The organism is Pseudoxanthomonas sp. CCNWLY206-1 (assembly GCF_039710385.1).
In the GTDB taxonomy this organism is placed as follows: domain Bacteria; phylum Pseudomonadota; class Gammaproteobacteria; order Xanthomonadales; family Xanthomonadaceae; genus Pseudoxanthomonas_A.
On sequence record NZ_JBDKXI010000005.1, the window covers coordinates 180124 to 199309 of the forward strand.

The 19186-nt window shown below is 62.5% G+C and carries 17 protein-coding genes and 1 riboswitch; of the genes, 9 read left to right on the forward strand and 8 right to left on the reverse strand.

What is annotated here, in order from left to right:
- Positions 1-63: 63 nt before the first annotated feature.
- The 4 genes from AADW18_RS12990 to AADW18_RS13005 all read right to left on the reverse strand — a co-directional run bounded on the left by AADW18_RS12990 (position 64) and on the right by AADW18_RS13005 (position 5492).
- The gene (locus AADW18_RS12990; RefSeq protein ID WP_337343821.1) at positions 64-1083 is read right to left on the reverse strand and encodes a ribonucleotide-diphosphate reductase subunit beta; all 1020 of its coding nucleotides are present in this window, start codon (positions 1081-1083) and stop codon (positions 64-66) included.
- A 201-nt stretch (positions 1084-1284) separates the two neighbouring features.
- A complete protein-coding gene (locus AADW18_RS12995; protein WP_337343822.1) occupies positions 1285-1506 on the reverse strand; it encodes a hypothetical protein in 222 nt (73 codons plus the stop codon).
- A 23-nt stretch (positions 1507-1529) separates the two neighbouring features.
- Positions 1530-3881, reverse strand: a complete 2352-nt coding sequence (locus AADW18_RS13000; protein ID WP_337343992.1) for a ribonucleoside-diphosphate reductase subunit alpha — start codon at positions 3879-3881, stop codon at positions 1530-1532.
- Positions 3882-4168: 287 nt separating this feature from the next.
- Positions 4169-4390: riboswitch (cobalamin riboswitch) on the reverse strand.
- A gap of 259 nt (positions 4391-4649) precedes the next feature.
- Positions 4650-5492 carry a response regulator transcription factor gene (locus AADW18_RS13005; protein ID WP_337343823.1) on the reverse strand — a complete coding sequence of 281 codons (843 nt, stop codon included), beginning with the start codon at positions 5490-5492 and terminating at the stop codon, positions 4650-4652.
- Positions 5493-5796: 304 nt separating this feature from the next.
- Between AADW18_RS13005 and AADW18_RS13010 the strand changes: the two genes are divergently transcribed.
- Positions 5797-6609: a fructosamine kinase family protein gene (locus tag AADW18_RS13010; RefSeq protein WP_337343824.1), complete on the forward strand. Its 813-nt coding sequence runs from the start codon at positions 5797-5799 to the stop codon at positions 6607-6609.
- A gap of 74 nt (positions 6610-6683) precedes the next feature.
- On the opposite strand, the gene AADW18_RS13015 is transcribed toward AADW18_RS13010, so the two are convergent.
- The 3 genes from AADW18_RS13015 to AADW18_RS13025 form a co-directional block, all read right to left on the reverse strand.
- A complete protein-coding gene (locus AADW18_RS13015) occupies positions 6684-7454 on the reverse strand; it encodes an NAD-dependent deacylase (protein ID WP_337343825.1) in 771 nt (256 codons plus the stop codon).
- Positions 7455-7520: 66 nt separating this feature from the next.
- Positions 7521-8681 (reverse strand): cell division protein ZapE, encoded by a 1161-nt coding sequence (zapE, locus tag AADW18_RS13020; protein WP_337343826.1) that lies wholly within the window; start codon positions 8679-8681, stop codon positions 7521-7523.
- A gap of 14 nt (positions 8682-8695) precedes the next feature.
- Entirely contained in the window at positions 8696-9358 is a 663-nt protein-coding gene (locus AADW18_RS13025) for an alpha/beta family hydrolase (RefSeq protein WP_337343827.1), read from the reverse strand.
- Positions 9359-9616: 258 nt separating this feature from the next.
- On the opposite strand from AADW18_RS13025, the gene AADW18_RS13030 reads away from it, so the two are divergent.
- Positions 9617-10795: an MFS transporter gene (locus AADW18_RS13030; protein ID WP_337343828.1), complete on the forward strand. Its 1179-nt coding sequence runs from the start codon at positions 9617-9619 to the stop codon at positions 10793-10795.
- Positions 10796-10904: 109 nt separating this feature from the next.
- Here AADW18_RS13030 and AADW18_RS13035 read toward each other — a convergent pair whose 3' ends face one another.
- Positions 10905-12386, reverse strand: a complete 1482-nt coding sequence (locus AADW18_RS13035) for an AAA family ATPase (RefSeq protein WP_337343829.1) — start codon at positions 12384-12386, stop codon at positions 10905-10907.
- 250 nt (positions 12387-12636) lie between these two features.
- Here AADW18_RS13035 and AADW18_RS13040 point away from each other — a divergent pair, with 250 nt between their 5' ends.
- From AADW18_RS13040 to AADW18_RS13070, 7 genes are all read left to right on the forward strand, one after another.
- Complete coding sequence (locus AADW18_RS13040; protein WP_337343830.1) at positions 12637-13269, forward strand: ParA family protein; 633 nt, start codon at positions 12637-12639, stop codon at positions 13267-13269.
- Between the two features lie 71 nt (positions 13270-13340).
- Positions 13341-13817, forward strand: a complete 477-nt coding sequence (locus AADW18_RS13045; RefSeq protein ID WP_337343831.1) for a histidine phosphatase family protein — start codon at positions 13341-13343, stop codon at positions 13815-13817.
- Positions 13814-14386, forward strand: coding sequence for a YceI family protein (locus tag AADW18_RS13050; protein ID WP_337343832.1), 573 nt, complete (start codon positions 13814-13816; stop codon positions 14384-14386). Before AADW18_RS13045 ends, AADW18_RS13050 begins: the two co-directional genes overlap by 4 nt.
- Entirely contained in the window at positions 14383-16320 is a 1938-nt protein-coding gene (locus tag AADW18_RS13055; protein ID WP_337343833.1) for a phospholipase D family protein, read from the forward strand. The genes AADW18_RS13050 and AADW18_RS13055 overlap by 4 nt, the downstream gene beginning before the upstream one ends.
- A gap of 130 nt (positions 16321-16450) precedes the next feature.
- Positions 16451-16885, forward strand: coding sequence for a hotdog fold thioesterase (locus tag AADW18_RS13060; protein WP_337343834.1), 435 nt, complete (start codon positions 16451-16453; stop codon positions 16883-16885).
- Between the two features lie 234 nt (positions 16886-17119).
- Complete coding sequence (locus AADW18_RS13065; protein WP_337343835.1) at positions 17120-17914, forward strand: lysophospholipid acyltransferase family protein; 795 nt, start codon at positions 17120-17122, stop codon at positions 17912-17914.
- A 123-nt stretch (positions 17915-18037) separates the two neighbouring features.
- Positions 18038-19078, forward strand: coding sequence for an alpha/beta fold hydrolase (locus tag AADW18_RS13070; protein ID WP_337343993.1), 1041 nt, complete (start codon positions 18038-18040; stop codon positions 19076-19078).
- Positions 19079-19186: the final 108 nt, after the last annotated feature.

The following is a 19186-nucleotide window of genomic DNA, read 5'->3' on the forward strand; positions in this document are numbered from 1 at the left end:
TCCCACAAGGACATGCCTCTAGTCAGCTGGAGGCAATAGACAAAAGAACATACAGCTATACCCTCAAAACGCGTGGTCGAAGCCGACCTCGCCTTCCACGCCCACCTGATACGCGGACACACGGCGCTCAAAGAAGTTGGTCAGCTCCTGCACGTCCTGCAGATCCATGAAGGGGAACGGGTTGGTCACGCCAAAGTGTTTGGCGAAACCCAGCTGAGCCAGGCGCTGATCGGCGCAGTATTCCAGATACTGACGCATATCCTTCAACGACAAGCCGGCGACGCCGCCCGACAGTGTGTCCTCGGCGAAAGCGGCTTCGCATTCCACCGCTTCGGTCAGCATCAGTACCACCTGCGCCTTGAAATCATCGTCCACCAGGTCGGGTTCTTCTTCGCGCGCGGTGCGGATGACTTCGAAGGCGAACGCCATGTGGCAGCTTTCGTCGCGGAACACCCAGTTGGTGCCACTGGCCAGCCCGTGCAGCAGGCCGCGCGAGCGCAGGTAGTAGACGTAGGCGAAGGCACCAAAGAAGAACAAGCCCTCGATACAGCCGGCGAAGCAGACCATGTTGAGCAGGAACTGCCGGCGCTGCTCTCGGGTTTCGATACGGTGGATGCCCTGCAGCGAGTCGATCCACTTGAAGCAGAAGGCGGCCTTGCGCTGGATCGATGGAATGTTCTCCACCGCCGCGAAGGCTTTGGCGCGCTCGTTGGGATCCGGCAGATAGGTATCCAGCAAGGTCAGGTAGAACTGCACATGCAGCGCTTCCTCGTACAGCTGGCGCGACAAGTACATCCGCGCCTCGGGTGCGTTGATGTGCTGGTACAGGTTGAGCACCAGGTTGTTGGAAACAATGGAATCACCGGTGGCGAAGAACGCGATCAGCCGTTCGATCAGGTGCCGTTCGGCAGGGCCGAACTTATGCTTCAAATCGTTGGTGTCCAGCGCGAAGTCCACTTCCTCCACGGTCCAGGTGTTGCGGATGGCATTGCGATACATCTCGTAGAACTGCGGATAGCGCATGGGGCGCAGCGTCAGTTCGAAACCGGGATCGAGGAGGAGTTGGCGGGGTTGGGTGGACATGTATGCGTGCTTCTCGTTGTTCCCTCTCCCACCGGGAGAAGGTGCCCCGCAGGGGCGGATGAGGGTACGGCGAGGGCAGTGGCGGTGAACGATCGTCACTCCGCCGTACCTCACCCCAACCCCTCTCCCGGAGGGAGGGGGGTTCTGTCTTTCGAAGTCTGCTGTTTCCTTGCTTCCTTGCGGACGTGCTGAAAATCCGCATCACCGCTCGTAACGATCATGCACATGCCGGGAGATGTAGGTACTCAGTCCCCTTCCCGCTTCTGCCAGCCGCTTCATGCGGGCGACATGGGTGGCGCCCGCACTGGCGTGGCTATACACGTACACACGGTCCGAACCGCGGAACTTCACCTTGATGGCATCCGGGCGCAACTCATAAGCCACTACCCCGGAATCGCCACTCAGATCCAGATACCGCTTCATTGCAGCCTCCCGCAGTGTTCAACTCATTGGCAGGCCTCGCAGGCTTCCGGATTCTCCAGCGAACAGGCGATGGCTTCCGACGGGGTGTACTCCGGCGGGGGCGCTACCGTCGATGCTTGGCCCACCGTGGTCTTGGCGATCTTGGTGGCCGGACGCGAGCGCAGGTAATACGTGGTCTTGATGCCTTTCTTCCATGCGTACATGTACATGGACGACATGGCGCCAATGTTCGGACTCTCCATGAAAAGATTCAGTGAGGCCGACTGATCGATAAAGGCGCCACGGTCTGCGGCCATGTCGATCAGCGAACGCATCGGGACCTCCCAGGTAGTCCGATAGATATGGCGCAGCGCTTCCGGGATCTGCGCGATACCTTGAATGGAACCTTCGGCCTGTTTGATGGCATCGCGGACTTCCGGTGTCCACTGGCCCAGCTTTTTCAGTTCTTCCACCAGGTAGCGATTGATCTGCAGGAAATCGCCGGACAGGGTTTCGCGCTTGAACAAGTTGCTGACCTGCGGCTCCACGCATTCGTAACAACCCGCAATCGATGCGATGGTGGCGGTCGGGGCAATGGCGATCAGCAGCGAATTGCGCAGCCCATGTTGTTTGATCCGTTCGCGCAACGCGTCCCAGCGCTCGGGATTCTCCGGCGTCACACCCCAGGCATCGAACTGCAGTTCGCCATCGGCCGCGCGCGTATCGGCGAAGGAGGGATGCTTGCCGCGTTCCTGCGCCAGTTCCACCGAGGTTTCAAGCGCATGGAAATAGATGGTCTCGGCGATCTTCGCCGATAATGCGCGCGCTTCGCTGCTGTCGAAAGGCAGTCGCAGTTTGAAGAACACGTCCTGCAAGCCCATCACGCCCAAACCAACCGGGCGCCAGCGCAGGTTGCCGCGACGTGCGGATTCGATGGGGTAGAAATTCAGATCGATCACTCGGTCCAACTGGCGCACGGCCAAGCGCACGGTTTCGGCCAGCTTGTCGAAATCGAACGCGCCGTAGCCGGTCTCCGGATCGCTGTCGAAATGCCGGCCCAGATTGATGGAACCCAGATTGCACACCGCCGTCTCTTCGGCCGAGGTCACTTCCAGGATTTCCGTGCACAGATTGGACAGGTGGATCACATTGCCAGCGCGCAACGTCTGGTTGCTGGCGCGGTTGCATTTGTCCTTGAACGTCATCCAACCGTTCCCGGTCTGTGCCAGCGTGCGCATCATGCGGCCATAGAGCTCGCGTGCCTTGATCGACTTGATCGCCTTGCCCTGCGCTTCGGCTTGTTCGTACGCGCGCTCGAATGCTTCGCCATACAGATCAGTGAACTCCGGCACGACGCGCGGATCGAACAGCGACCAGTCCGCATCGGCTTCCACCCGCTTCATGAAAAGATCCGGCACCCAATTGGCCAGGTTGAGGTTATGGGTGCGGCGCGCTTCGTCGCCCGTGTTCTCGCGCAGCTCCAAAAACTCCTCGACGTCGGCATGCCACGGTTCCAGATATACGCAAGCCGCGCCCTTGCGCTTGCCGCCCTGGTTCACCGCCGCCACAGAGGAATCCAGCGTCTTCAGCCACGGCACGATGCCGTTGGAATGGCCGTTGGTGGATTTGATCAGCGAGCCCCGCGAACGCACGCGCGTATAGCTGACGCCGATGCCGCCGCTGAACTTGGAAAGCTGCGCGATGTCGCCGTACTTCTGGTAGATGGATTCCAGCGAGTCCTGCGGCGAATCCAACAGGAAGCAACTCGACAGCTGCTCATGCGTGGTGCCGGAGTTGAACAATGTCGGCGAACTGGGCAGGTAATCCAGGTTGCCCATGCGGCGGTACAGCGCCAAGGCCTCCGTTACGTCTTCGCTCAATGCGCAGGCGATGCGCAGGAAGAACTGCTGCGGCGTCTCGATCACCTTGCGCGTGTGCGGGTGACGCAGCAGGTAGCGGTCGTACAGCGTGCGCAAACCGAAATAGTCGAACTGCAGATCCAGCGACGCATCCAACGCATCATTGAGCTTGCGCGCATTGGTCTGCACGAACCCGAGCAGGCGTTCGTTGATCAGGCCGACCTCATGGCCGCGCGTGATCGATTGCGAGAACGCATGGATTTCCTGTCCCGTCACTTCCTTGGTGATGTACCCCGCCAGCAGGCGTGCGGCCAGGCGGCTGTACTCGGGTTCCTCGGCGGTCAGCAGCGCGGCGGTACGGATGGACAACTCGTCCAGTTCGCGGGTGCTGGCGCCGTCGTACAAACCGGAGATGGTGCGCGTGGCGACGCGCATCGGATCGATGGCGTGCAGCCCTTCGCAGTTGCGCTGCACCGCGCGCACGATCTTGTTCAAGTCCACCGGTTCGCGGCTGCCGTTGCGCTTGGTCACGCTCATCGCGGTGGCGGTGGGTGGCGGCGTCAGCAGGAACGTATTGTTGACGGACGGGTCTTCGCCGGTGGCAACGGCCACGGCGGCCGCATCGGTCTGGGACAGGGTCTGATTCACGGGTATTCCTCCATGCGATGCACGCAGCGGCCCGTCCCTCGCAGGGCAGCGCAGGGCCGGTGAATCGACAGGATGGGAAAGCGGCGTCGCAAGGTCAGCGACAGCGGAGGTTCCGCGGCTGGCCTTGCTTCACCAGCCATCTCCCCCCGGAGATTCCGCGGCCGGCACCGCGCGGTGTGCTTCGCGCGGCTGTCGGCAGGTCTTCGGACTCGTGGACGCGGAAAGCTTCTGCTTTCCCCCTAGCCCGCCGCTTCCCAAGGTCCGTGCCTCAGTGCCAATGGCGAGTTCGTTTCCACATACCGCTGCGGGGCAGTGCCGGAATTGGCTCCTCAGAGCCGCACCGGCTTCCCTTTTCATCCAGCGGTGTGGTCGCTGGAACCGACGGGCACAACATAGTGTGGTGTCACCTATCAGTCAACACCAAATGTAGTGTGGAACAGAAATGTTTTCGCGAGGAGGGTTTCACGACGGTCGTCGCCTATGAGATCAAATCAGAATCGAGATGAGGTCATGGGGAAGGCGGCAGTGATTCGAAAAGCCACTGTAGGAGCGGCGTCCCGCCGCGAGCTCTTCGCTTTTATCGCGATCTGAGGAAAGAGCTCGCGGCGGGACGCCGCTCCTACGTGTATGAGAATGGTAGATCGCGATCGCGAAAAACTACCCCGAAGTAAGCACATACCCCGTGCCGCGAACCGCGCGCAGGGGGAAATCCTCTCCCGATAACTTGCTGGCTTTCTGGCGCAGGCGGTGGACGATCACTTCCAGCCGGTGCGGATCGAAATCGTAGATGTTGTGGGTGAAACGGGCGACGAGTTCTTCCCTGGATATAACGTTATCTGGGCGGGCAATAAGCGGCTCGATCAAGACGCGTTCGTTACCGGTGATATGTACCCGTACGCCGCCGGGCGATATCAACGCCCAGCCTTCCGGATCCAGGCGCCAGGTCCTTGGGGCTTCTGCCGCCGTGGTCGGCGGCGTATGGGAAGCCATCTGTCTTCGCAGCACGCTGCGCAGCGTTGCTGCCAGCAGTTCCATGTCGATTGGCTTGAGCAAATAAGCATCCGCGCCATCGTTCAGTCCCTGGACGTACTGCGCCTTGGTGTGCCCACCACCGGTCAGCATCACGATGCCCGCATCGGTCGCCTCGCGCAGGTTCCGGGTCAGCGTGAAGCCGCTCTCGTCCGGCAGGCCGATGTCCACGAGGAATAGGGAAAAGCATTGCGTAAGGACGGCGCGATACGTCTCCTTGGCGCTTCCCACGCCCGTCACGCTCCTGAAACCGCAATCACGCAGCCCGGGAATCAGGATCTGTTCCCGCATTTCCTCATGGTCTTCGACGACCAGGATGCTCTGTTGGTGAATGGTTGCGTTGTCTTCCCGCTGCGTTCGCCGCCCTTGGCCGAACCGCGGGGCTGTGCCATCGCTTCTGTCGCGCCCGTGACCTCTGATGAGGCCGTGCGTTCCGCTGCCGCACGTGTCCTGCAACTTGACCCTTCTCAAAACACTTTCCCCTGTGGATCGCTACGCACGCACGCGCCGGGCCGTCCGTCTTCCTCCCATGTCCCGCGTAAACGCGAATACATAAATGAGAGTCTTCCGAGATTTTCGGGCGTGTAATCCCAACTACTGGTTGTTAGCTTGTGATGAAAAAAATGCAAGCACAAGGGCAAAGCCGCGTATTTTCCGCGTCGGATTTCCAAGAATCCTACCGGCGTCTCAAAGTTGAAGCGCCACCGCTCAGACCTTGCAGACTCGGAAAAAATTACGAAAAGATTATCCGCGGGCGTCAGTACACAATCGCCGCATGGATGCGTCCCTCCGCTCACGTATCGAAACCTTGGCCGATGGGTTGCACTGGCAGGCGCTCGAAGACGGCCAACACGCGGTGATCAAACGTCGCCGCTCGGCGCAGGCTGGATTCTTCGCCATGGAAGCGCATGGACTGACGTTGCTGGCAACCGTGGGCGGCCTACGTGTCCCGCGGGTGCATGCGGTGGCGGAAGATGCTTTGGTGATCGAGAATTTGGGGCGCGGTCGGCCTGGCAGCGCCGCATGGGAGCGCGCGGGCCGCGCCCTGGCGCGTCAGCACCGATGCACTGCGGAAGAATTCGGGCTGGATCGCGACGGCTGGTGCGGCGACAGTGCCCAACGCAATACACGCATGCAGGATGGCTGGCGCTTTTTCGCCGAATGCCGGTTGTTACCGCAGACACGGCGTGCGCGTGATGCCGGACTGCTCGGTGCCAACGATAGTTCGAATGTGGAGCGGATCTGCGCCGAGTTACCTGCGTTGATTCCAAAGCAGCCACCGGCGTTGCTGCATGGCGACCTGTGGCTGGGCAATCTGCATCCCTGCGCCGACGGTGAACTGGCGTTGATCGACGCTGGCGCCGTGCACTACGGCTGGGCGGAAGCCGATCTGGCGATGCTGACATTGTTTGGCGAACCGCCTGCGGTGTTCTTCGATGCGTATCAGTCGGAAGCAGGCATCGGCAGCGATTGGCGCGAACGCATTCCGGTCTACAACCTCTACCACCTGCTCAATCATCTCAACCTGTTCGGCAGCAGCTACTTGCAGGCCGTGCGCAATGCCATGAGCCGTGCAGGAACCGCGTGACACCGTCATGTAAGACGCACCTATGCATGTAGGAGCGGCGTCCCGCCGCTCCTACATGGGCATGGGATTCTGTTTTAACCACCCATCTCTTTCAGCAGAAGCGGCAATGCATCCGCCGCGGTCGTGCGCCAATGCATGTCCACGTGCGGTGTGAGCGCGGTGTCGTCGGGGTTGATCTCCACCACCTTCGCGCCGTGTTGCTGGGCCACCGCGGGCAGGCCCGCGGCAGGGTAGACCAGGCCGGAGGTGCCGATGACCAGCATCAGGTCGCAACGGTCCGCGGCGGCTTCCGCGCGTGCCCAGGCGTACTCGGGCAGGGCTTCACCAAACCACACGACGCCCGGGCGGATATCGCCGCCACAATGAGGGCAGGTGGGCGGCGTCAGACGCAGCACGGCTGCTTGCGGTTTCATCGGGTCCAAAGGAGCCGTATAGGGTTGCGCGCAGTCGAAGCAGCGCAAGGCGAACAGGCTGCCATGCACGTGTGCGGACACTTGGCTGCCGGCGCGTTCGTGCAGGTCATCGACGTTCTGCGTCACCAGCGTGATGCTGGCACGCGTGGCCAATCGGGCCAGCGCAACATGTCCGGCATGCGGTTTGGCATGCCGCACCATGGCCATCCGCCAGCGGTACCAACCCCAGACCAGCGCTTTGTCGGCACGCCAGGCGTCGGCCGTCGCCAACTGCTGCGGATCGAACTGCGACCACAGGCTGTTGTGTTGTCCGCGAAACGTGGGGATGCCACTTTCGGCGGACATGCCGGCGCCGGTCAGGATAGCGACGGAATCCGCCTCGGCGATCAGCGGGACGAGGGTTTTTACTATGTCGTGGGTGGTGTGGGGCATTTGCGGGGAGTTTATTCTTACGGTCGCGACTCACGTCGCTCCCACAGGTGGGTTATGAGGCGTGCTTCACGCTTTGTGTTCGGTGGCGAGATATTCGGTGCTTTGCATTTCGATCAGGCGTGAGGCGGTGCGTTCGAACGCACCTTGCAAACGGGTGCCGGAGTACAGCGCCGTTGGCGGTGCGGCGGCAGTGCAGACCAGGTTGACGTGGCGGTCGTAGAGCTCGTCGATCAAGTTGACGAAGCGACGCGCGGCGTCTTCGTTGCTGCGGTCGAAGGGTGGGATGCCACCCAGTAGAACGGTGTGGAACTCGCGCGCGATCTCGATGTAGTCGCTGGTGCCGCGAGGCCCTTCGCAGAGCGCGGCGAAATCGAACCAGGCGCTGCCCTTGCCTCGCCCGCGCACCGGTATCTTGCGGTCTTCGATAACGATGTTGCCGTCGCGAACGGCGCCGCCCGCGGTCAGCTCTTTCCAGCGTTCGCAAAGCCAGGTATCGGACGTGTCGTCCAGCGGTGCGCGATAGACCGGTGAGCGAGTCAACGCACGGAGGCGATAGTCTTCGGCACCCATCGCGTGCACTTCCACGCAGTACTTCTGGATCAATGCGATGGCGGGCAGAAAGCTGTCGCGCTGTAGCCCGTCCTTGTACAAGTTCTCCGGTGGTGTGTTGGAACTGGTCACCAGCGTCACGCCCTCGGCGATCAGCCGCTCCAGCAGACGGCCCAGCAACATTGCGTCGCCGATGTCGGTAACGAAGAATTCGTCCAGCACCAGCACGCGCAGTTTCTCGCGCCACTCCTGCGCGATCCTCGCCAGCGGATCACTCTGGCCGGCGTGTTCGCGCAGGCGCTCATGCACGCTGCGCATGAAGCGATGGAAGTGGGTGCGGTACTTGCCGCTCTCGCCATTCTGCCGGGTGTGCGGCAATGGCAAATCGGGTCCGCCGGTGGCAGCCAGTGCGGGCAGCGGCAGGTTGTCGTAGAACAGATCGATCAGGAACGTCTTGCCGCGGCCGACCCCGCCCCACAGGTACAGACCCTTCACCGGTTCGGGTTTCTTCCACAGCGAGGAAAGCCGATCCAGCCAACCTTCCTTCGTGTCTTCGAGCAGCGCCAAATGGATACGGTCCAGTTCGCGCAGCGCTTCGTGCTGGGCCGGATCGTCCTGCCATTCGCCGTTGGCCGCGCCGCGTGCATAGACCTGCGAAGGCCGTAGTGATTCTTGCATATCCCCGTAAGCCATCATGCCGCCGGAAGAAAGGCTTTCATGGCGTGCTTGACCGCGCCACGCAGGTCCATCAGTTTGCGATGAAAGAAATGGCTGGTTTCGGGCATGCGGATGAGTTCCGGCGGATCTTTCAGTTCATCAATCCAGTCGTACACCGCTTGCGGGTCGACGATCTCGTCTTCTTCGCCCTGTATCACCAGCCATGGACAAGCCGGCGGCACGATCTGGTCGAAATCCCAGCGGCCCACCGGTGGCGCGACCGTGATCAAGGCGTCGGGTTTGATGTCTTCGTTGGTGCGTAGCGCGACATAGGAGCCGAAGCTGAAGCCCGCCAGCCACAGTGCATTTCCGGGACGCTGCTCGCGCACCCAGGCAACGACGGCGCGCAGGTCGTCGGCTTCGCCTTCGCCATGATCGAAATGCCCCACCGAGCCACCGGTGCCGCGGAAATTGAAGCGGACGGTGACCGCGCCGAGTTCGCGCAAGCTGCGCGCCAGCATCACCACGACTTTGTTGTGCATGGTGCCGCCTTCGGTCGGCAGCGGGTGGCAAACGATGGCGGTCAGCGGCAGCGCTGCTACGCCATCCTCCGGCCACTCGACATGCGCCTCCAGCGTACCGGCGGGGCCGGAGAGGGTCAGTGGACCGGATTCAGTGGGGAATGAAGGATTTGCCATGCGTCCATGATAAGGCTTGGTGAAATGAAGGGCCGTTAGCGCGTTTGATAGCTCCCTTCTCCTGGGGGAGAAGGGAAGCAAAGCGCCCTCTCACTTGGGTACGTAGCTAGGCCTGAGATGACGAGCAACACCTTCAATCCTTATCGTCAGGAGTCTCCTCAACTGTAGGACCACTAACGCAACACTGGGTTTGAAGACCGGCCTTGCCCGCCCATTTTGTGCAGTGCACAATTGAGCCGCTTTCCCCCAGAGATACCCATGCGGCTTCCCCTTTTCGCGCTCGCGGTGAGCGCTTTCGCCATTGGCACCACCGAATTCGTGGTGATGGGCTTGCTGCCGCAAATGGCGGGCGATCTTGGCGTGTCGATCCCTTCGGCGGGGCTGCTGGTATCCGGCTATGCCCTGGGCGTGGTGATAGGCGGGCCGCTGCTGGCGATGGCAACGGCAAAGCTGCCGCGCAAGGCGGTGCTGCTGGTGCTGATGGGGATCTTCGTGTTGGGCAACGTGCTGTGCGCGCTGGCGCCCAATTACGAGACGCTGATGGTGGCGCGTGTAATCGCCGCGCTGGCGCATGGTTCATTCTTCGGCGCCGGTGCTGTCGTCGCACGCCACATCGCCCCGCCGGGAAAAGGAGCGCAGGCCATCGCGTTGATGTTCACCGGGCTGACGGTGGCGAACATCCTGGGTGTTCCGCTGGGAACGCTGCTTGGCCAGGCGCTGGGCTGGCGCGCGACGTTCTGGGCAGTGGTGGCGCTGGGCGTGGCGTCGCTGGCGATCATCGCCCGCAACGTGCCTAACCTGCATGATCTGACGGCGCCACAACTGCGACGCGAACTGCGCGTGCTGGGCGAACCACAGGTGCTGCTGGCGCTGGGCATGACGGTATTCGGGTTCGGCGGCATCTTTGCCGTTTTCACCTACATCGTGCCGATCCTGACCAGCGAAGCGGGCCTGGGCGAAGACGCCATCAGTCTTGTGCTGGTGCTGTTCGGACTGGGCGCTACCGCCGGCACGCTGTTGGGCGGACGGCTGGCGGATTGGAAACTGATGCCGGCGCTGATCATCGCGCTGCTGGTGCTGTGCGCATTCTTTGTCGCATTTGCCGGCGCCATGCACGTACCCGCACTGGCGGTGACGGGTGTTTTCCTGATCGGCTTGATCGGTTTTGTCGGCGGCCCCGGCTTGCAGGCGCGCTCGGTGCAGCAGGCGAAGGATGCTCCGTTGCTGGTGTCCACGCTGAACCAGAGCGCGTTCAACCTGGGCAACGCCGGCGGCGCCTGGATAGGCGCGACCCTGCTGACCCATGGCGCCAGTTACCCGATGCTGAGCCTGGCCGCTGCCGGAGTAACGGCCGTGGGACTGGGTCTGACCGTGCTCAGCCTGCGGATGGAACGGCGGGCGGCGGCAGACGGCGTGGTCTATGGTGCAAGCGCATGACCTCGTAGGAGCGGCGTCCCGCCGCGAGCTCTTTCCATCAGATCGCGATAGAAGCGAAGAACTCGTGGCGGGACGCCGCTCCTACGGGTGATCATTTTTTGTGGGTGCTTCAATCCGCCGGGACGGTACGCTCGATCGCCCAGGCACGCAGGGTTTCCACTTGTTCGGCCATCAATACCGACAGCGGACGGGACTGGCGGATTTCCTGCATCAGCAGGTCGGTGTCCAAGGGCTTCTGCTCCGCATGCGCGGTGTAGAGAGCAGCGACGATGGCTTGTTCGAGTTCTGCGCCGGAAAAGCCTGCGGAAGCGGCGGCCAGCGCCGGCAGGGCGAAATCGTCCGGGTTCAACTGGCGGCGAGCCAGGTGCACGCGCAGTATCTCCACCCGTGCGTCGGGACTGGGCAGATCGACGAAGAAGATTTCGTCGAAGCGTCCTTTGCGCAGCAATTCCGCCGGCAGTTCCTGCACCTGGTTGGCGGTGGCGACCAGGAAGACCGGCGCCTTGCGTTCGGCCATCCAGGTCAGCAGATAACCCAGCACACGGCGCGACACGCCGCCGTCTTCGCCACCGGTCGCCAGCCCTTTCTCGATCTCGTCGATCCACAGGACGCAGGGCGCCAACTGCTCGGCTGACGCCAACGCGTCGCGCAGGTTCTTTTCGGTTTCGCCATGGTACTTGTCGTACAGGGTGCCGAAATCCAGGCGCAGCAGGGGAACACCGAAACCAGCGGCGGTGGCCTTGGCCAGCATCGATTTGCCGCAGCCTTGCACGCCCAGCAACAAGACGCCTTTTGGCGGGTCCAGGCCAGGCGGCGCATTGCCCGACACGAAAACGCTGCGGCGTTGTTCGATCCAGCGCTTCAATCGACGCGCGCCCGCAACATCGTCGAAGCGCGCGCTGTCGTATTCGTAATGCAGGTGGCCGCTGCGATTCAGCAACTCGAATTTCAGCTTGGCCAATTGCGGCAGGTCATTCGAGTTCAATGCGCCATCGGCAAAGATCAGCTGGCGGGCGATGCGCCGCGCGTCAGTCAGGCTGAGTCCTTGCAGATTGCGCACGATCTGCTTCACCGCTTCGCCATCCACTTCCACGCGGCGCCCGCCGTTCTCGCGCGCGTAGTGCTCGGCTTCCTCGCGCACCAATTTCAGCAGCGCATTGGCATCGGGCAGGCGCGGGCTGAAGCGCACGGCCACGGCTTCCAGTTCGGACGGCAGTTCCACCTTGGCGCCCACCAGCACCAGCACGTGCGGCAGGGTGTGGCGTCGCTGCACGATGTCGCGCAGCTGGCGCTGGCTGCTGGCGTAGCCCAGGTACGGATGGAAATCCAGCAACAGATAAATGCCGCGCTGGTCCGCCTGCTTGATCGCCTGCAGAGCGGCGCTGGCGTCCGGCGGACCTTGCGCCTCATCCTCGCGGTCCAGATCCAGCCGGCGCAGGCCTTCGGTGATGCTCCAGCGGTGCAGTGCGCGCCAGACCTGCGAAAGCGCTTGGCGGAACAACTCGATGACGCGTCCTTCGTCCTGGGTTTCGATGACGATCAGCGGCGTGTTGGCGCGGATCAGTGCGGTGAGGTCCTGCAGCTCGCTCATGTGGTGGCCGTTCCGTGGGAAGCGGAACGATAGCAGTGGGGCGGTGGAGCGGGGAATGGCAAATGGAGAATGGGGAATGGGAATGGCGGATCGCTACTGTCGAAGCTCCACGTGCTGACGATGGGCGCAGCGTTGATTTCCAGTGCCTCGTGCCAATGAACCTCGCTGCGGCTTCATTCCCTTCCCACGGCTCCCCGTTCCCGCTTGCCCCGGTGTACCCTGCGGTTTCCCGGGCAACTGAGGTGTGCGCATGAAGACGATTCTGGTCGCCAGCTCCAAGGGCGGTGCCGGCAAATCCACGATAGCGACGAACCTGGCCGCGAATTTCGCGCTGGAAGGCAAACGAACCGTATTGGTGGATGCCGACCCGCAGGGGTCTTCGACCCGTTGGGCGGAGCGCCGATCCGAAATGGAAAGCGCCGTGCTGCCGATCGATGGCAGCCGGAAGCGGCCTTGGTTGTCCTCCCTGCCTGAAGACGCCGAACGGGTGGTGATCGACGCCGCGGCGGGGTCGATGGCCGTCGACCTGGACAGTTTTCTGGAAAAAGCCGACGCCGTGGTGGTGCCGGTACTGCCCTCGGCGCTGGATATCGAAGCGACCGTCGGCTTTCTCAACACCCTGTCCAAGGTGCAGCGCATCCATAAGCGCAAACTGCCGGTCGGCCTGGTGCTCAACCGCAGCCGGCCCTGGACCAACACCTCCCAGCAGGCGCTGGAGATGCTGAAAAGCTGGCCTTACCCGGTGGTGGCGCAGCTGCGCGACACCCAGGCCTACGTCGTTCTGGTGGGATTGGGGCGCAGTCTGTTCGACTACAAATCCGCGCAGGTGCGCGACCACCAGTCCGATTGGGACCCTTTGTTAAAGTGGATCAAAAAGGCATAACGCGGGTGGCGGACCATGGGCCTCTCATCCCAAGCCATAACTGCGTTTCAGCCGTATAGGAGAAGGTTTGCATGCGTGAATTGATCCTGCTGCGCCACGCGCACGCAGAACCGGCAACGACCGGGCAGCCCGATTTAGATCGCCCACTTTCGCCAGAAGGCCTGGCCGAAGCCGAGGCGGCCGGCAAATGGCTCAAGGCGCAGGGTTTGACGCCTGATGTTGTGATTTGCTCGCCAGCACGGCGAGCGAGGGAGACGCTGGAGGCGGTGCTCGCCGCCATCGGCTATGTCGAGCAGCGCCTGGAAGAGGGCATCTACGAAGCCACCGCCGGCAAGCTGATGGAAGTATTGGATGGCCACCGCGACACGGATCGCCTGATGGTGGTCGGCCACAACCCCGGCTTCGAGAAGCTGGTGGCCTTGATGCACACCGGCCAGTCGACCGATTACCGCGGCATGCCCCCGGCATCGGTGGCGGTACTGAATCTGCCGGCAGACAAGCTGATAGAACCCGGAGTGGCCAGCCTGACCAAATTTTGGTGGCCATGACGGCGAATCTCCGCCGCCTGCTGGCGATCTGTTGGCTGACCATGTTGGGCATCTGGCCGGTATCGGCCAGCAATAGCGGTTTCGATCCGGAACATACACGGCTGGGATTCGAGCTTCGTACGCGCTGGGGTATGAAGCTGGAGGGCGTTTTTCCCCATTACGAAGGTGAAGTCAGGACCTTGCCGGATGGACGGCAGCAGGTGCACCTGCGCATGCATACGCGGCAGGTGGAGATCGTCGACCATCCGCGCTACACCGAGTGGGCGCGCAGCGAGAAGTTCTTCGGAGCCGAGCGTTATCCCGTGGTGGTATTCGTGTCCAAGCCGTACGATGCGGAGTTGCTGCGGCACGGCGGGGAGCTGGCGGGCGATCTGATTATCCGCGGCATCAGCCGCCCTAGAAGCCTGACGGTGGAGCCCGCGACTTGCGAACGGCCCGCCAAGGAGTGCGATGTGGTGGCGACCGGTACGGTGCGGCGCAGCGATTACGACATGGACGATTGGATGCTGGCGGTGAACGACCGCGTGGTGTTCGTATTGCGCGCGAGATTGCGGGACGAGGCGAAGTGAGCCCGAACTCTTTTTCACTCGCCGCGCGCTGTGGCGTGCTGTGGCTGGCGCTGTTGTGCAGCGCCTGCGCGGGACTGTCGCAGAAACAGCGTGCCAACGCAGCGGTCATTGCCGGGGCCGAGCGTTCGCAAGAAGTCCAATGCGACCAGCCGGATGCCTGCGCACTTGAATCGCCGTTGTACGCGCTGGGCGACCGCGCGCTCGCCGAATCCACACCTACCGCGCCACGCCACTACGCCGTCATCCTGGACCAGGGTCAGGACGCGTTGCTGGCGCGCATCAACCTGATCCGCAGCGCCCAGCGTCGCATCGACCTGCAGACCTACATCTTCGACAAGGACGACAGCGCGCGTTTGGTCATCGATGAGTTGCTGGCCGCGGCACGCCGAGGAGTGCGCGTGCGGGTGCTGATCGATCAACTGTCCGCCATTGCCGATCTGCAGATCCTGGCGGCGCTGTCGGGCGCGCACAAGAACTTCGAGCTGCGCATCTACAACCCCAGTTTCCACAAAGCCAAGCTGAACTATTTCGACTATGCTGGCAGCGTGCTGTGCTGTTTCCGCCGCTTCAACCAGCGCATGCACACCAAGTTATTGCTGGTGGACGAGCGGTTGGGCTTCAGCGGCGGCCGCAACTATCAGGACGACTATTACGACTGGGATGCCGAGTACAACTTCCGTGATCGCGATGTGTTGGTGGCCGGGCCCGAGGCGCGAGAAATGGCCACCAACTTCGAGGCATTCTGGAAAGCACGCCGCAGCGTGCCGGTCGAACGGCTCAATGATGTCGGCCGCATCCTGTTGCGCGAAGGCGTACCGCTGTTGCCTCCCGCACGCTATCTGCGGCCCGAGCGAGTGGATGCACTGTCGCAAGCCGCCAACGATCCGGAGATCATCCGGGAGAAGTTCGTGCAGCACGCGTTCGCCGTGGGTCGGGTCGAATACATGGCCGACCTGCCGCGCAAGCATCGGCGCGAGCGGGATCGCAACGAACCGACTCACAACGGAACATCGGCGGTCCCGCAGCTGGAGCAGCTGATGGCGCAGGCCCAATCGGAAATATTGCTGCAAACACCGTATCTGGTGATGTCCAAGCAGGCGCAGAATCTGTTCCGCGAAATGCGCCAGCGGCGCCCGCCACCCAGCGTCATCGTATCCACCAACAGCTTGGCGGCTACCGACAACCCCGTCGTGTATTCGATGTCGTTCAAATACAAGCGGCGCTATCTGCGGGAATTCGGTTTTCAGATCTTCGAGTACAAGCCATTTCCGCTGGATGCGCCGGTGGACTATGCGGCGCTGATGCCGGAAGGACCGCCTATTCCCTTGCCCGACACGACAGTGGGTTTTGGTTCGTCGGGGATGTCGGGCGAAACCACGCGCCGGTTGCAACGTACCGAGGCGCGGCCATCCTTCCTCAGCAGCGGCGCCGCCGCCGAGCCGCTGCCGCTCAAGCGCGCCGGTGTGCGCATGGGCCTGCATGCCAAATCGATGGTGATCGACAACCGAATCGGCGTGATCGGCACGCACAATTTCGATCCGCGTTCGGAAACCTACAACACCGAAGCGGCGGTGGTGATAGATGACGAAGCCTTCGCGCGGGCGCTGGCGGACAGTATCCGCCGCGATATGCGCCCGGGGAATTCATGGGTGATCGCACCGCGTGCCAAACCGCCTGTGTTCTCCGGATTGGACTACAGCCTGGGCAAGGTCTCCGAAGCGCTACCGCTGTTCGACGTCTGGCCATGGCGCTACGCCACCAGCTATGAGTTCAGGCCTGGCCCGGAATGCGCTTTCCCGGTTTCCGCCAAAGACCCGCGGTTCCACCAATGCTATGTCGCCGTCGGCGACTTCCCCGAAGTGAACGTGGGACCGAAGTGGTTGTATACCCGCGTGCTGACGGCGTTTGGGGCGGGGCTGGTGCCGATTCTTTGAAAGCCGGGAATTGAGAATGGGGAGTCGGGAATGGAATATCCCGATGTCCGATGATTCACGGTCTTGCCGTTTGGCGCTGAATTGCTATTCCCCCAATCTCCCGTTCCCCGCCCTCCACCAGGACCTTCGCATGATCTTCCGCGCCCCGATCGACTTAGCCGCTCTCAACGCCTACGCCCAGGACTCGCTGGTCGGTCATCTGGGCATCGTCATCACCGAGGCTGGCGACGACTGGCTGCGCGGCACCATGCCGGTGGATGCGCGTACCCGGCAGCCGTTCGGGCTGTTGCATGGCGGTGCCTCGGTGGTTCTGGCGGAAACCCTGGGCAGCATGGCCGGTGGCCTGTGCGTGGATATCGGGAAGGAGCAGGTGGTGGGCCTGGAAATCAACGCCAACCACCTGCGCGCGGTACGGGAGGGCGTGGTGACCGGTACCGCTCGCGCGCTGCACATCGGTCGCAGCACCCAGGTCTGGGAGATCCGCATCGAGAACGAGGCCGGCAAGCCGGTCTGCATTTCACGGCTTACGCTGGCGGTGGTGCGGAAAGCCGGGAATGGGGAATAGGGAATGGGAAATGGGAGAGCGGAAACCGGAGAGGCGTCCTGCTTCTACCTCCCCCTTTGAAAAAGGGGGGAATTGAGGGGGATCTGCTTTTGCTTTTGTTCTTGAAAAAACAAAAGCAAAAGCAAATCCCCCGTAGCCCCCTTCGATAAAGGGGGCGAAAGCGGATGCTTTCCGGCTCTCCCATTTCCGATTCCCTATTCCCGGCCCCACACCCATCGGGTATCGTGGGCGAATATGAGTAATCTCTCCACACCTGCCGCTGGTAGCGGCGGTTTGGCGCGTGCGTTTCGCTATCTGTACCGCGTGCCGCTGCTGCTGATCCATCTGTTGTTATTCCTGCCTTTGACCCTGTTATGCATGGTGCCGGTGCTGGCGGGCATTCGCGTGGACGGGGAACGGCTGGAGCATTTCGCGGTACGGGCCTGGTCCGCCGGGTTGATGCGGATCTTCGGGTTCCGTCTGCGCCGTGTGGGGAGGCCCTTTCCGGGTCCCGCGCTGTTCGTGGCCAATCACGTCAGCTGGATCGATATCGAAGCCCTGCACAGCCAGCGCATGATGGGCTTCGTCGCCAAGCACGAAATCCGCACGTGGCCGGTGGTGGGTTGGCTGGCGGCACGCGGGGAAACCATCTTTCATCATCGCGGCAGCCAGGAATCGCTGGGTGGCGTCTTGCACGAAATGCTGAAGCGGCTGCGCTCGGGCCGCTCGGTGGGCGTGTTTCCGGAAGGCCGTACCCGTGACGGTCATGCGGTCGGTCCTTTCCATGCGCGTATCTTCCTGGCGGCGGTGGAAGCCGATGTTCCGGTGCAGCCTGTGGCGTTGCGCTATGGAGCGCGCGGTAGCGCGCAACCGGTGGTGGCATTCGGGCCCAAGGAAAGCTTTTTCGCCAATTTCTTGCGCTTGCTGGGTGAGCCCGCCCGCACCGCCGATATCTGTTTTCTGGAACCTATCCGCGTCACCGACCTTGATGGTCGCCGCCGGATCGCTGAGTTGTCGCGTGAGCGCATCGTGAAGGCAATGAGTGAATAAGACCTGCACCGTCATTACTTTTCCGTCGCACGCCGTTGCGGAAAATGGAACTTGGCAAGCGAGCGCATACTCGAAGCCACTGTACCGACGTGCCCTGCAATGACGCCTCGCTCCTCCACGCCCATGGTGACCGCCGCCGATTATCTTCCGCCTCGCTGGTTGCGCAATCCGCATCTGCAATCGGTGCTGGGATCCAGCCCGCTGCGACTGCGGCGCGGCATGCGCGCGCTCGCCAGCACCGGTGCCATGACCACGGAACATATCGTCGATGGCGGCGATGGCGTGCGCCTGCAGGGCTGGCATAGCGCCATACCGGGGAAGCGATCGCGCGGACTGGCCTTGCTGTTGCATGGATGGGAAGGCAGTGCCGAATCCAGCTACATGCGTCTGACCGCCGCACAGTTGCTCAGCCGTGGTTTTGAAGTATTCCGGCTGAATTTTCGCGATCACGGCGATACCCACCACCTCAACGAAGACCTGTTCCATTCCAATCGCCTGGATGAAGTGGTGCATGCCGCCAAAGATATTTCCGCGCGCTTCGACGCACGACCGATGGTGGTGGCGGGTTATTCGCTGGGCGGCAATTTCGCATTGCGCCTGGCCTTGCGCGCGCCGATGGCGGGACTGCCGCTGGCGCGCGTGGCAGCGGTCTGCCCGGTACTCGACCCGGCATCCACCATGGATAGCATCGAGCAGGGCCCGGCCCTGTACGACTGGTACTTCACCCGCAAATGGCGCAGTTCGCTGATCCGCAAGCGCGAGCTGTTCCCGCACCGGCATGACTTCGACAACGCCACGCTGGCGCTGGATATCCGTGCGCTCACCGATTGGCTGGTGCGCCGGCATACCACGTTCGATTCGCTGGAGGCCTACTTCGAGGGCTACTCCATCGGGGGCGCGCGACTGGCCGGACTGCAAGTGCCGGCCGATATCCTGATGGCGGAGGACGATCCGGTCATCCCGTTCTCCACCTTCCGCGACTGGCAGCTGCCGGAAAGCGCGAAGTTGGAGATCGCGCCGTGGGGCGGGCATTGTTGTTTCATCGAGAACGCGGCCTGCGATGGCTTCGCCGAACGCTGGGTGGCCGAACGGCTGGTCTCGGCGGTTCAAACGAATGCAGCGGCGGTACAAGCGGACGCCATGATCGATCATCAACCGGCGTAGCGCGGGACCCAATGCCTGCTTCGGTTGACTGTCCATGACGATCCGTCATGGCCGAACACGCCCTGGCAGCGCGCTCCGCGCCGCTACAATAGGCGTTTGCCCAGTAAC